Origin of the sequence: Pseudomonas sp. GD03903 (assembly GCF_029840045.1) — a bacterium.
Lineage (GTDB): Bacteria > Pseudomonadota > Gammaproteobacteria > Pseudomonadales > Pseudomonadaceae > Pseudomonas > Pseudomonas pseudonitroreducens.
Genome location: NZ_JAOCBT010000016.1, coordinates 112,709 through 126,111, shown reverse-complemented (window position 1 = coordinate 126,111; position 13,403 = coordinate 112,709). Strand labels below are relative to the sequence as shown.

The 13,403-nt window shown below is 66.1% G+C and carries 9 protein-coding genes; 7 read left to right on the top strand and 2 right to left on the bottom strand.

Going from position 1 to position 13,403, the window contains the following annotated elements:
- Positions 1-14 precede the first annotated feature (14 nt).
- From N5C91_RS22680 to N5C91_RS22660, 5 genes are all read left to right on the top strand, one after another.
- Positions 15-662 (top strand): GNAT family N-acetyltransferase, encoded by a 648-nt coding sequence (locus N5C91_RS22680; protein WP_236174616.1) that lies wholly within the window; start codon positions 15-17, stop codon positions 660-662.
- A 119-nt stretch (positions 663-781) separates the two neighbouring features.
- Positions 782-2,470 (top strand): autotransporter assembly complex family protein, encoded by a 1,689-nt coding sequence (locus tag N5C91_RS22675; protein WP_236200003.1) that lies wholly within the window; start codon positions 782-784, stop codon positions 2,468-2,470.
- 14 nt (positions 2,471-2,484) lie between these two features.
- A complete protein-coding gene (locus N5C91_RS22670) occupies positions 2,485-6,150 on the top strand; it encodes a translocation/assembly module TamB (RefSeq protein ID WP_279832155.1) in 3,666 nt (1,221 codons plus the stop codon).
- A 127-nt stretch (positions 6,151-6,277) separates the two neighbouring features.
- Complete coding sequence (gene mgtA / locus N5C91_RS22665; protein WP_279832123.1) at positions 6,278-8,995, top strand: magnesium-translocating P-type ATPase; 2,718 nt, start codon at positions 6,278-6,280, stop codon at positions 8,993-8,995.
- A gap of 95 nt (positions 8,996-9,090) precedes the next feature.
- Positions 9,091-9,897 carry a transporter substrate-binding domain-containing protein gene (locus N5C91_RS22660; protein WP_236174618.1) on the top strand — a complete coding sequence of 269 codons (807 nt, stop codon included), beginning with the start codon at positions 9,091-9,093 and terminating at the stop codon, positions 9,895-9,897.
- A 2-nt stretch (positions 9,898-9,899) separates the two neighbouring features.
- Here the strand turns inward: N5C91_RS22660 and N5C91_RS22655 are convergent, their stop codons facing one another.
- Both N5C91_RS22655 and N5C91_RS22650 read right to left on the bottom strand, forming a co-directional pair.
- Complete coding sequence (locus N5C91_RS22655; protein ID WP_279832120.1) at positions 9,900-10,367, bottom strand: thermonuclease family protein; 468 nt, start codon at positions 10,365-10,367, stop codon at positions 9,900-9,902.
- A 67-nt stretch (positions 10,368-10,434) separates the two neighbouring features.
- Positions 10,435-11,427 carry an aldo/keto reductase gene (locus tag N5C91_RS22650; RefSeq protein WP_279832118.1) on the bottom strand — a complete coding sequence of 331 codons (993 nt, stop codon included), beginning with the start codon at positions 11,425-11,427 and terminating at the stop codon, positions 10,435-10,437.
- 115 nt (positions 11,428-11,542) lie between these two features.
- On the opposite strand from N5C91_RS22650, the gene N5C91_RS22645 reads away from it, so the two are divergent.
- On the top strand, positions 11,543-12,442 hold the full coding sequence (locus N5C91_RS22645) for a LysR family transcriptional regulator (protein WP_279832115.1): 900 nt from the start codon (positions 11,543-11,545) through the stop codon (positions 12,440-12,442).
- 139 nt (positions 12,443-12,581) lie between these two features.
- Positions 12,582-13,403 carry an alpha/beta hydrolase gene (locus N5C91_RS22640; RefSeq protein WP_236199858.1) on the top strand — a complete coding sequence of 274 codons (822 nt, stop codon included), beginning with the start codon at positions 12,582-12,584 and terminating at the stop codon, positions 13,401-13,403.

Genomic DNA, 13,403 nt, shown 5'->3' with positions numbered 1-13,403 from the left:
GAAGAGGCGTCCGCATGCCTGATACCCTCGCCGAAGTCCGTCTGCTCGACGGCAACTACAGTCGTGAAGTCCGCTCGCTGCTTTATCACGCCTACCGCCATGAACCCACATTTGCCTACCTGTTCGAATCCGACCGCGCCGGGTTCGACCAGCGCGTGCGCGCGACTGTCCGCGAGCTGGTCAACCAGCACTTTCTCGAGGAGCTGCCAGCCATCGGCCTGTTGATCGAGGATCGCCTGGTGGGCGTGGCGCTGGTGGTGCCGCCGCAACGTCGTCTGGATGTCACCGAGAGCTGGTTCTGGCGTATGCGCATGCTGCTGACCACGGGCCTGGGGTGCACCCGACGCTACCTCGACTATCACGCCGCGGTGCTCGGTTGCCTGCCTCCTGGGCCGTATCACATCCTCCCATTGATCGGCGTGCATCCGGAGTTCCAGGGCAAGCACCTCGGCGAGCAGTTGCTCGATGCACTGCACGCATGGTGCGCCGAGGATGGCGGCTCTCAGGGGTTGGTGCTGGACACGGGCAACGCACGCTACCTGGAGTTCTACCGACGGCACGGTTACGAAGAGCTGGGGGAGGTGGCGCTGGGGCCTATTCGTGAGCATGTGCTGTTCCATCCCACCCATCGGCGTGAGGCGGTGAAAGTGTCTGCGGGATAGTCGGCGAGGTGAACCCTCAGATGCTTCCTACGGCTTGAAGGAAGGCAATACGGGGAAAACCCGTGCTAGCATTTCGCGCCATGAGAGTTGTCCAAGGATTGCTTGGGCTGCTGCTGGTAATGGCCTTCTGCTTGCAGAGGGTCCTGGCGGCCGAAGCCCATCTCGACGTTCGTATCACCCCCGCCAACGCTGCGCTCAAGGCCAACATCGAGGCCTATGTGGGCAGCCTTGGCGAGCGTGATCAGGCGGCCCTGCTGAGATTCCGGCGCAACGCCGTGGAGCAGGCGCAGAAGGCCGCCCAGGCTTTGGGTTACTACCAGGCGCGTATCCGTGGCCGGGTGACCGCTGACAAGGTGCCGACCCTGCGGATCAATGTCCGGCCGGGCGAGCCGATTCACCTGCGCAATGTGACGGTGCGGGTCGAGGGCCCGGCCGCCAGTCTCAAGAGCTTCCGCGTTCCCGGCGGGGATTCCCTGAAGCCTGGGGCGCAGCTCAATCACGGCGCCTACGAGGACGCCAAGCGGTTGATCCAGAACCAGGCCTCGCGCTTCGGCTTCTTCCGTGGCCAGTTCACCCAGCAGCAGTTGCGCATCGACCCTGAGGCCGGCGTGGCGGACATCGAACTGGTGTATGCCAGTGGGCCGCGTTACCGCCTGGGCAAGGTCGATTTCGCTGGCGATTTCCCCTTCGACGAGGACCTGCTGCAACGCATGGTGCCGTTCAAGGAGGGCGCCGACTACGATTCCGAGCAGATCGCCGACCTCAATCAGGCCTTGCAGTCCAGCGGCTACTTCGATGGTGTGCGAGTCGATGCCGCGCCGACCAATGCCGATGGCGAGGTGGTCCCGGTGCACGTCCACCTGGAAGCGCGAAAGCCACGCACCATGGGCCTCGGCCTGGGCTTCTCGACCGACGTCGGGCCGCGTGCACGGGCCACCTGGACCCGCCACTGGGTCAATCCGCAGGGCCATAGCCTGGGCTTCGAAGCCGAAGTTTCCGCTCCCCGGCAGAACGTCGGCGCCTGGTACGAAATCCCCCTGGACCCTCCGCTCACCGACAAGCTGCGCTTCACCAGCGGCTACCAGTACGAAGACCTGGTGGACACCGAAAGCAAGTTGCTGACCCTCGGTGGCGAATGGCACCACAAGCTCGACAGCGGCTGGCAGCGGGTCGTCTCGCTGAACTGGCAGCGCGAGGAGTACAAGCTGGGCGATGATTCGGGCCTGAGCAGTTTCCTGATGCCGGGTATTGGCTACTCGATCCTCGAGGCTGACAACAAGATCGACCCCGGCAAGGGCTACCGTCTGCAGTTCGAAGTGAAGGGCGCCAAGGAGGGGCTGTTGGCGGACGCCGACGTGGCGCACATCAACGCCATGGCCAAGGGCGTGACCAGTTTCTGGGGAGGGCAGCGCTTGCTCGGACGCATTCAGGTTGGCGGCATCGCCACCAACGACTACAGCGCGATTCCGCCGTCGCTGCGCTTCTTCGCCGGCGGCGACCAGAGCGTACGTGGCTACGACTACCAGACGCTGTCGCCGAAGAACTCCGACGGTGATCGCATCGGTGGCCGCTACATGGTCGCCGGCAGCGTCGAGTACCAGTACCCCATCGCTGAGCGCTGGCGCATCGCAGCCTTCGTCGACCAGGGCAACTCGTTCAACTCGTTGGACTTCCCCTCGATCAAGACCGGCGTTGGCATCGGCATTCGCTGGATTTCCCCGGTCGGCCCGTTGCGCCTGGACCTGGCCGATGGCCTGGACGAGGACGGCGGCATCCGCCTGCACTTTTCCATGGGGCCTGAACTGTGAGCCGCGCCGGCTGGATGCGCGTGCTGCGCTGGAGCCTGGGCGGCCTGCTCGGGCTGATCCTGCTGCTGGTTATCGCCGTGGCTGCGTTGCTCGGCACTCCAGCAGGTAGCCGTGCAGTGCTGAGCTGGGTTCCGGGCCTGAACGTGGATGGATTCGACGGTCGCCTGGCCGGCGGTTTCAGTGCCAAGCGTCTGGAATGGAGCGATGGTGCAACGCATCTGGTGCTCGATCAGCCACAGATCGACTGGTCGCCGGCCTGCCTGCTGCGCATGACCTTGTGTCTGAACAAGGTCGTGGCCAACGAAGTGCTGCTGACTCTGCCACCCAGCGAGCCGAGCGAGTCCTCCGGCCCGATCGAGCTGCCGGACCTGAGCCTGCCGCTGTCGCTGGAGCTGGGAGACATCCGTATCGGCCGCTTCCTGCTCGATGGCCAGGAGCAACTGCGCGACGCCGAGCTGGCCGCGCATTGGGATCATGAAGGCTTGCACATCGACTCGCTGACGCTTGCCCGCGACGGCCTGGATCTGTCGCTCAAAGGCCTGCTGAAACCCACGCAGGGCTGGCCGCTGGAAGCCGAAGGGACTCTCGGCCTGCCGGCGCCGGGCGACAAACCCTGGACCCTGCAACTGCAGGCAACGGGCGAGCTGATGAACCACCTGAAATTGCAGGCGCAGAGCAGCGGTTACCTGAACGGCCGCCTGGAAGGCGACCTGCAACCGCTGGCAGAGAACCTGCCGGCCACCGCATTGGTCACTGCCGACGGCTTCAAGGCTGATGCCTCGCTACCCGATACCCTGACGCTGAACCAATTGCGCCTGACTGCCAGCGGCAATCTCAGGGACGGCTACCAGTTGGCCGGCGCCGCCGTGCTGCCCGCCGAGGAAAGTCCGGTGGTGCTGACCCTGCGCGGGCGCGTCGATGCCGAGGGTGCGGACATCGCTGCGCTCGACCTGAGCGCCGCCAAGGAGCAGCGCGTGGCGCTGACCGGCCGCCTCGACTGGAAGGACGCCTTCGCCGCCAATGCCCAGCTCGACTGGCTCGATTTCCCCTGGCGCCGCCTGTACCCGGCCATCGACGAACCGCCGGTGAGCGTGCACACCTTCAAGGCTGAAGTGAGCTACAGCGAGGGGGCCTACCTGGGCAATTTCGACGGCGCCTTCAAGGGACCTGCCGGCGATTTCACGCTAGCGAGCCCGGTGTCGGGCAACCTCGCGGAAGTCTTCCTGCCGTCGCTGAAACTGGTGGCGGGGCAGGGCAAGGCCGAAGGGCACCTGAAGGTTGGATTCGCCGACGCGGTGACCTGGGACGCGGCGTTCGACCTGTCCGACCTCGATCCGGCCTACTGGCTCGAAGAGATGCCCGGACGTCTGGGCGGGCCGCTGCGCAGCAAGGGCTCACTCAAGGGCGAGGCACTGAACCTCGACGCCAACCTCGACCTGCAGGGGCGCCTGCGTGGCCAGCCGGCCATCTTCAAGGCGAACGCCACGGCGGCGGGGCAGGCGTGGAAGGTCGATGGCCTGACGCTGCAGCTCGGCGACAACCGCATCAGCGGACAGGCTGCGCTGGACCAGCGGCTGTCCGGCCGACTGGATATCGCCCTGAATCGCCTCGGCCAGTTGTGGCCACAATTGTTCGGCAAGGTCAGCGGCCAGCTCGATCTGGCCGGCACGTTGCAAGCGCCGCAGGGGCAACTCAAGCTTGACGGCCAGCGCGTCGCCTACGCCGAGCAGGGCCTGCGCACGCTGGAGCTGACCGCCGCGCTGGACGCCGCCCAGCGCGGCCGGGTGAACCTGACCGCGCAGGGACTGCACAGCGGCGACACGGATTTTGGTGTGCTCAAGCTGGACGGCAGTGGCGACCGCCAGCGCCAACAGCTCGCCCTGAACCTGCAGGGCAAACCGGTGGTGCTCGACCTCGGCCTGGACGGCAACTGGAACGGCAAGGACTGGCGCGGGCGACTGGCAAAGGGTGACATCCAGAGCGGCGGCCAGGATTGGCGGCTGCAACAGCCGGCGCGCCTGGAGCGCCTGGCGGACGGGCGGATCAACCTTGGTGCCCACTGCTGGGCCTCCGGCCCGGCCAGCCTGTGCATGGAAGACCAGCGACTGATGCCCGACCCGCGCTTGCGCATGCACCTGCGCGAGTTCCCGCTGGACAGCCTGGCGCGCTGGTTGCCCGAGGACTTCGCCTGGAAGGGCAAGCTCGACGGCGACGTGCAGCTCGACCTGCCTGCCAGCGGCCCGAACGGCGCCATCCTGGTCAATGCCAACAATGGCACCCTGCGCATCAAGGAGCAGGAAGACTGGGTCGACTTCCCTTACCAGCGCCTGCAACTGGAGAGCCGCCTGACGCCCCGGCGCATCGATACCAGCCTGCAGTTCCTCGGCGACAAGCTCGGCAGCCTGAACGCCCAGGTGCAGCTCGACCCGCGGCCGAAAGCCAAACCGCTGAGCGGTACCTTCAGCCTCAATGGGCTGGACATCTCCGTGGCGCGGCCCTTCGCGCCCATGGTGGAGACGCTGAAAGGCCATCTCAATGGCAGCGGGCAGATTTCCGGCGGCTTGCTGGCACCGCGGGTGGATGGCGAGCTGCGCCTGAACGACGGCGAAATCTCCGGCGGCGACCTGCCGACCCGCTTTGAGCAGTTGCAGGTCACGGCGCGAATCGCCGGCGAGCAGGTCGACCTGAGTGGCGACTGGAAGGCGGGCAAGACTGGCAACGGCAGCCTGTCCGGGCGCATCGCCTGGGCCACTGGCCTGGACGTCGACCTGAAGCTGCGTGGCAACCGTCTGCCGGTGACCGTCGAGCCCTACGCCAACCTGGAAGTCGAACCGGACCTGGCCGTGCGCATGGCCGCTGAGCGACTCGCCATCTCCGGCGCGGTGCAGGTGCCGCGCGGGGCCATCACCATTCGCCAGCTGCCACCGTCCACGGTCAAGGTTTCCGACGACAGCGTGATCGTTGGCGCGAAGCCGGAGCCCAAGAGCAGCCTGGCGCTGAACATGGACATCGACGTCAATGTCGGCAGCGACAAGCTGACCTTCAGCGGTTTTGGCCTGAATGCCGAGCTGGCCGGCCAGATACACATTGGCGACAACATGGACACCCGCGGCGAGCTGCGGCTGAACAATGGTCGCTACCGCGCCTACGGCCAGAAGCTGACCATTCGCCGCGCGCGCCTGTTGTTCGCCGGGCCCGTCGACCAGCCGTTCCTTGATGTCGAGGCGATCCGCAAGGTCGACGATGTGGTGGCCGGCCTGCGCCTGACCGGCAACGCCGAACAGCCGCGCAGCGAGGTGTTCTCCGAGCCCGCCATGAGCCAGCAGCAGGCGCTGTCCTATCTGGTGCTGGGGCGCCCGATGTCCAGCGGCGAGGACAGCAACATGCTCGGCGAGGCGGCACTCGCGCTCGGCCTCGCCGGCAGTGCGCCGCTGACCGGCGAAGTCGCCCAGCGCCTGGGCATCCAGGACTTCCAGCTGGATACCGAAGGCACGGGCAACAGCACCAGCGTGGTCGCCAGCGGGCAACTGTCCGACAAGCTCAGCCTGCGCTATGGCGTGGGTGTGTTCGAGCCAGCCAACACCATCGCGCTGCGCTACCTGCTGAGCAAGAAAGTCTACCTGGAGGCCGCCAGCGGCCTGGCCAGCTCACTGGACATCTTCTACAAGCGCGACTTCTGATGACTGTCGGCGGCGGCGCTTCCAGGCCGCTGCCGGTTCGCGCTGTGCCAGCCTTCATGGCCCCTTAAGGTACTCGGCACAGACTCCCCACGCCGCCGGACGATGTGCGCACAAGGGGAACGTCATCATGCGCCTGGACCTCATCAGGACCCACCTGCTCGAATTCATCAACAAGGGCTTTCCGGCCCGTCAACTGCGCCGGCTGGCCGCGCGCGACCTGCTGCGTGGTTCCGCCGCCGGGAAGCAGGCGCCTAGCGAGCTGGCCTCGGCGCTGCTGGAGTGGTCCGCGCTGGAACCGACCTCGGTGCTGGAGCGCCTGGAAAGCCGGCGCGAAGGGCTGAGCGAGACCCAGGCGCAGGAGCGTCGCCAACGCGACGGGCTCAACGAAGTGGACCAGGACCGGCCCATTGGTGCCTGGATGCACCTGTGGTACTGCTACTGCAATCCTTTCAACCTGCTGCTCACTGTGCTCGCGAGCATTTCCTGGTTCACCGAGGACGTCGAGGCTGCCGTGGTGATCGGTAGCATGGTGGGTATTTCCACGCTGTTGCGCTTCATCCAGGAAAAACGCTCCAACCGCGCCGCCGAGAAACTCAAGGCGATGGTCAGCAACACCGCCACGGTATTCCGCAGCGCCGAAGGCGAGGGTCCTGCGCTGCGAGTGGAGGTACCGATCCGCGAGCTGGTCGCGGGTGACGTGCTCTGGCTGTCGGCCGGCGACATGGTGCCGGCCGATGTCCGTCTGCTCAGTGCCAAGGACCTCTTCGTCGGCCAGGCCGCGCTGACCGGCGAATCCCTGCCGGTGGAGAAGTTCGCCCAGCTGCGCGACGCCCGCCAGGGCAACCCGCTGGAGCGCGACAGCCTGTGTTTCATGGGCACCACAGTGGTCAGCGGCTCGGCCCAGGCAGTGGTGATCGGCACCGGCACTCGCACCTATTTCGGCTCCCTCGCCGAGCGGGTGATCGCCAGCGACCCGACGCCGACCGCCTTCCAGGCCGGGGTGAACCGCGTCAGCTGGCTGCTGATCCGCTTCATGCTGGTGATGGCGCCGGTGGTTCTGCTGATCAACGGCTTCACCAAGGGCGACTGGCTGGAGGCCGCACTGTTCGCGCTGTCCATCGCCGTCGGCCTGACCCCGGAAATGCTCCCGATGATCGTCACCTCGACCCTGGCCAAGGGCGCGGTGGTGCTCAGTCGGCGCAAGGTGATCGTCAAGCGTCTGGACGCCATCCAGAATTTCGGCGCCATGGATATCCTCTGCACCGACAAGACCGGCACGCTGACCCAGGACCGCATCGTCCTCGAGCGCCACACCGACGCCTTCGGCCAGGTGCAGGACCGCGTGCTGCAACTGGCCTTCCTCAACAGCCACTATCAGACCGGGCTGAAGAACCTGCTCGACGTTGCCGTGCTCGAACACGTCGAGTTGCGCCATGCGCTGAAGGTCGACAGCCGCTTTCGCAAGCTTGACGAGATTCCCTTCGATTTCGCCCGCCGGCGCATGTCGGTCGTGGTCAGCGAGCGTGAAGACAACCACCTGCTGATCTGCAAGGGCGCGCTGGAAGAGGTGCTGGCGGTCTGCGACACGGTGGAAACCGCCGAGGGCAGCGAGCCACTCACCGGCGCGCGCCTGGACAGCATCCGCGCGGTGGCCGACGGGCTCAACCAGGAAGGTCTGCGGGTGGTTGCCGTGGCCACCCGCGAGCTGCCGCCTACCCGCGATGTCTATGGCGTGGCGGACGAAAGCGGGCTGTGCCTGGCCGGCTACATCGCCTTCCTCGACCCACCCAAGGAAACCACCGCCCCGGCGTTGCGCGCGCTGGCGCAGAACGGCGTGGCCGTGAAGGTGCTGACCGGCGACAACGACCGGGTGAGCCTCAAGGTCTGCCGTGATGTGGGCCTGGTGGTCGAGGGCGTACTGCTCGGCCCACAACTGGACGAACTGGACGACGCCGTGCTGGGCGAGCTGGCCGAGCGCACCACGCTGTTTGCCAAGCTCACTCCCAGCCACAAGGAGCGCCTGGTACGGGTGCTGCGCGAGCGTGGCCACGTGGTCGGCTTCCTCGGCGACGGCATCAACGATGCCCCGGCGCTGCGCACGGCGGATATCGGTATCTCGGTGGATTCGGCGGTGGACATCGCCAAGGAAGCCGCCGACCTGATCCTCCTGGAGAAGAGCCTGATGGTGCTGGAGGAAGGCGTCATCGAAGGGCGGCGCACTTTCGCCAACATGCTCAAGTACATCCGCATGACTGCCAGCTCCAACTTCGGCAATGTCTTCAGCGTGCTGGTGGCCAGCGCCTTCATTCCCTTCCTGCCGATGCTGCCGCTGCAACTGTTGGTGCAGAACCTGCTCTACGACCTGTCGCAGATCGCCATTCCCTTCGACCACGTCGACGACGAGCTGCTGCGCCAGCCGCAGCAGTGGAACCCGGGCGGGCTGGGGCGCTTCATGGTGTTCTTCGGGCCGATCAGCTCGATCTTCGACATCGCTACCTTCCTCGTGCTCTGGCATGTGTTCGGCGCCAATTCACCCGAGCACCAGACGCTGTTCCAGTCCGGCTGGTTCGTCGAGGGGCTGATCTCGCAACTGTTGGTGGTGCACATGATCCGCACCCGGCGCATTCCGTTCCTGCAGAGTCGCGCTGCGTGGCCGCTGCTGGGCATGACCCTGGCGATCGTCGCGGTAGCGATCTTCCTGCCCATGGGGCCGCTGGCGCATTCGTTCCGCCTGGAAGCGCTGCCGCCGGGTTATTGGCCATGGCTGCTGGCGATCCTGCTGGGCTACATGGCGTTGACCCAGGCGGTGAAGGGGTGGTTCGCCCGGCGTTATGGGTGGCAGTGAGCGAAACAGAACCAACGTGCGAAACAGATCAGCGCTGGCAAGGCGGGTATCGGGTTCAATACACTCCGGACATCCGTCTTCTCCAGCCGTGAGTCGTGATCTTGCCATCGCAAGCCTTTCGCCTGCTGTTTCCCGCGCGTGCATGCCTGAAGTGCCTGGCCCTGCTGGGCCTGGCGCTGATCGGCCAGTCGCTGGCCGCCTGCGAGAAGACCCTGCGCTGGGATGACGACCCGCCTTTCAGCATGCAACTGCCCGATGGCAGCGTCGGCGGCCTCTACGTCGATCTGAACCGTGAGGTGCTCGAGCGCCTGGGCTGCGACGTACGGATGCTCAAGCTACCCTGGGCGCGGGCGCTCAAGGAGCTGGAGCTGGGGCGTCTCGACGTGCTGCCCGGTGCCTTCCGCAAACCTGAGCGCGAGGTCTACGCCTGGTTTTCCGGCGCCGTGCTGCCGCCTTCGCGCAACATCCTTTTCGTCCGCCGCGGGCTGCCCCAGCGCGACCGCCTGCAGCAGCTTTCCGACCTGCCGGGCAGCGACTTCCGTCTCGGCGCGCAGATCGATGTGTCCTACGGCGAACCCTACCGCCAATTGATGAGCGACCCGGACTATGCCGCACGGGTGTTCTTCAACCCCAGCCGCAGCAACCTCTGGCACATGGTCGACAAGGGCCGCATCGACGGCATCATTGCCGACGAGCACAGCGGCCAGTACGAACTGCAGCAACTGGGCCTGGCTAAACGTATAGAGCCCACCGGTGTGGTGGTGTCAGCGGAGTCGGCGGAAGTCGCCTTCAGCAAACGCGGCCAGGACGAGGACTTCGTCCGTCGCTACGCGCAGACGCTCAAGGCGCTGGTGGAAGACGGCGAGGATCGGCGCATTCTGCAGCACTACGTGAGCAACTGATCTCAGGGCGTGCGCCAGAGATTGGTGCGGCGCGCCTTGGCTTCGTGTTCCTCGAACTGATACTGGCCGACTTCCTCGGGCGTCTGCGCGTCGCTCTGTCGCCAGCGCGCGAGGCCGATGCTCAACTGTGCGCGACCGATATCCAGGGTATGACCGCAGTTCGGGCACTCCGCCGGGGTAACCCACACCGCCGCGCGCTGGCTGCCATCGGCTTGCTGCTCGGCGTGCTTGAGCGTGGCGCTCTTGCCCAGGGCAAGCTGCACCAGAGCCGCGCGGGAGCGCTGGCCGAAGGGTTGCTGCAATTTCGGGGCGGTGATGCCGCGCAGGTGGATGGTGGTGTCGCTGCCATCCGCACGCTGGCAGGTCAACTGGTCGCCGCTGAACACGGCCGTTACCTGGCATTCCTCATCGGCGTGAGCGGCGAGGGGGAGGAAGGAAAGCAAGAGCAGAGCGGCGGGAACAAATCGCATGAGGCCTCCGGTAGACGCTGCCAGCATAACCGCTGTGAGCGTCCACCGGAGCCCCGTTGCAGCGCTTTTACTGGATCAGCGCCATCACCTGCTCGCTGTAGCGCCCGCCGGCGGCCGCGCCGGCGGGGAAGATCGCGTCCAGTTCCAGCAGCTCGGCCCGGGTCAGCGTCAGGTCGACGGCGGCGATGTTCTCTTCCAGGTACTTGCGCTGCTTGGTGCCGGGGATCGGCACCAGGTGCTCGCCCTGGGCCAGCACCCAGGCCAGCGCCAGTTGCGACGGACGCACTCCGCGGGCGGCGGCCAGTTCGGCGACCTTGTCCACCAGTTGCAGGTTCTTCGCGAAGTTCTCGCCGGTGAAGCGTGGGCTGGAGCGGCGATAGTCGTCCTCGGCGAAGTCATCCGGACTCTTCAACGCGCCGGTCAGGAAGCCGCGTCCCAGCGGGCTGTAGGGAACGAAGCCGACGCCCAGGCGCTCGCAGGCGGCCAGTACGCCGTCTTCTTCCGGGTCACGGGTCCACAGCGAGTATTCACTTTGCAGCGCGGTGATCGGGTGGACCTGGTGCGCGCGCTGCAGCGTTTCTGCCGAGGCCTCACTGAGGCCGAGGAAACGCACCTTGCCAGCCTTGACCAGCTCGGCCATGGCGCCGATGGTTTCCTCGATCGGCACCTTGGGATCGACCCGGTGCTGATAGTAGAGGTCAATGTGGTCGGTGCCCAGGCGTTTCAGGCTGCCTTCCACCGCCTGGCGGATGTACTCCGGGCGGCCGTTGGCACCGCGCACCTGTGGCTGCTCCGGGGTGCGCACGATACCGAACTTGGTGGCGAGGAAAACCTGTTCGCGCTTGCCTTTCAGGGCGCGGCCAAGCAGTTCCTCGTTGGTGTGCGGGCCGTAGATATCGGCGCTGTCGAGCAGGCTGACGCCCAACTCCAGCGCGCGATGCAGGGTGGCGATGGATTCGGTTTCATCGCTGCCAGTGGTGTAGAAGTCGGACATGCCCATGCAGCCGAGGCCGATGGCGGAAACGACGGGGCCTTGCGGGCCCAGGCGACGGGTCTTCATGCGGGGTTCTCCGGGGGAGGAAAGGGGCAGGACCATTCTTGTTGTTTGTCCGACATGGATAAACCGGCTGATTGCGGTTTAACTATTCATCCTGGATGAATAATCGGAGTGCGCCATGGACCGCTTGCAGGCCATGCAGGTCTACACCCGCATCGTCGAACTCAAGGCCTTCGGCAAGGCGGCGGACAGCCTGCAACTGCCGCGCGCCAGCGTGACCCAGCTGATCCAGCAACTGGAGACGCACCTGGGCGTGCAGCTGCTGCGCCGCACCACGCGGCAGGTCAGTGTCACCGCCGATGGCCAGGCCTACTACGAGCGCTGCGTGCGCCTGCTGGAGGATCTGGAAGAGGCGGAGAACTGCTTCTCCGACTCGCCCGACAACCCACGCGGCAAGCTGCGCGTCGATCTGCCCAGCTCGCTCGGGCGGCTGGTGGTGATCCCGGCGCTGCCGGAATTCTGCCGGCGCTACCCGCAGATCGAGCTCGAACTGAGCCTGAATGACCGCCAGGTCGATCTGGTGCGCGAGGGCGTGGACTGCGTGCTGCGCGCCGGCGATTTGCCGGACTCCAGTCTGGTCGGCCGGCGCATCGCCGAGCTGGAACAATTGACCTGCGTGAGCCGCACCTACGTACAGGCGTTCGGCCTGCCCGAGCACCCGGATCGGCTCGAAGGGCATCTGGCGGTGAACTATCAGTCGGCCTCCAGCGGACGCATCTTCGACCTGGAGTTCCGCTTCGACGGGCAATTGCGCACCCAGCGGTTGTCCAGCCGGATTTCGGTGAACAACGCCGACGCCTACATTGCCGCCTGCCGTGCCGGCTTTGGCATGATCCAGGCGCCGCGCTATCACCTGCGCGAAGGACTGGGCAGCGGTGAGTTGGTGGAAGTGCTGCGCGACTGGCAGCCGCCGCCGCTGCCGGTCAGCGTGCTGTACCCGGTGCGCCGGCAGATGTCGCGACGCCTGCGGGTGTTCTCCGACTGGCTCGGCGGTCTGTTCGGCGCCGGTATCGGCTGAGCCGTCGCTCGTCGGAAAGCCATCGGCTGGCGCTGTCGGCGCCATTGCGCTGGCTATGCTCAAGGCCGCCGTAGAGCGGCCCGCAGTCGCCGGAGTTGCGGCGTTTCTTTTCAACCACTCCCTGAAGGAAACGACCCAAATGAGCATCGTGAAAGCGAAAGATGGCACCGAGATCTTCTACAAGGACTGGGGCAGTGGGCAGCCGGTGGTGTTCTCCCATGGCTGGCCGCTCAACGCTGACGCCTGGGATGCGCAGATGCTGTTCCTGGTGCAGAAGGGCTACCGGGTCATCGCCCATGACCGGCGTGGCCACGGCCGTTCGGGCCAGCCGGCCAACGGCAATGACATGGACACCTACGCCGACGACCTGGCGGCGGTGATTGATGCACTGGACCTCAAGGGTGCAACCCTGGTCGGCCACTCCACCGGTGGCGGCGAGGTGGCGCACTACATCGGCCGCCACGGCACGAAACGGTTGTCCGGTGCGGTGCTGATCGGCGCGGTGCCGCCGCTGATGCTCAAGACCGCGGCCAACCCCGGTGGCCTGCCGATCGATGTGTTCGATGGTATCCGCAAGGGGGTGAAGGAAGACCGTTCACAGTTCTTCAAGGACCTGGCGGTACCGTTCTATGGCTACAACCGGCCCGGCGCGAAGCAGTCCCAGGGGGTGATCGACAACTTCTGGCTGCAGGGCATGACCGGCGGGCACCTGGGCCAGTACCTGTGCATCCACGAGTTTTCCGAGGTGGATTACACCGAGGACCTGAAGAAGATCGACGTGCCGGCGCTGATCCTCCACGGCGACGACGACCAGATCGTGCCCATCGACGCCGCCGGCCGGCGCTCGGTGGAGCTGGTGCAGAAGGGCGAGCTGAAAGTCTACAAGGGCGGGCCGCACGGCATGTGCACCACCCTGGCCGACCAGGTGAACGAGGACCTGCTGGGCTTCCTCAACCGTTGA

Bases quoted from the DNA above. Each gene is read 5' to 3' on its own strand.
- N5C91_RS22680 (WP_236174616.1), top strand. From the start codon at position 15: ATGCCTGATACCCTCGCCGAAGTCCGTCTGCTCGACGGCAACTACAGT.
- N5C91_RS22675 (WP_236200003.1), top strand. From the start codon at position 782: ATGGCCTTCTGCTTGCAGAGGGTCCTGGCGGCCGAAGCCCATCTCGAC.
- N5C91_RS22670 (WP_279832155.1), top strand. From the start codon at position 2,485: ATGCGCGTGCTGCGCTGGAGCCTGGGCGGCCTGCTCGGGCTGATCCTG.
- mgtA (WP_279832123.1), top strand. From the start codon at position 6,278: ATGCGCCTGGACCTCATCAGGACCCACCTGCTCGAATTCATCAACAAG.
- N5C91_RS22655 (WP_279832120.1), bottom strand. From the start codon at position 10,367: ATGCGATTTGTTCCCGCCGCTCTGCTCTTGCTTTCCTTCCTCCCCCTC.
- N5C91_RS22650 (WP_279832118.1), bottom strand. From the start codon at position 11,427: ATGAAGACCCGTCGCCTGGGCCCGCAAGGCCCCGTCGTTTCCGCCATC.
- N5C91_RS22645 (WP_279832115.1), top strand. From the start codon at position 11,543: ATGGACCGCTTGCAGGCCATGCAGGTCTACACCCGCATCGTCGAACTC.
- N5C91_RS22640 (WP_236199858.1), top strand. From the start codon at position 12,582: ATGAGCATCGTGAAAGCGAAAGATGGCACCGAGATCTTCTACAAGGAC.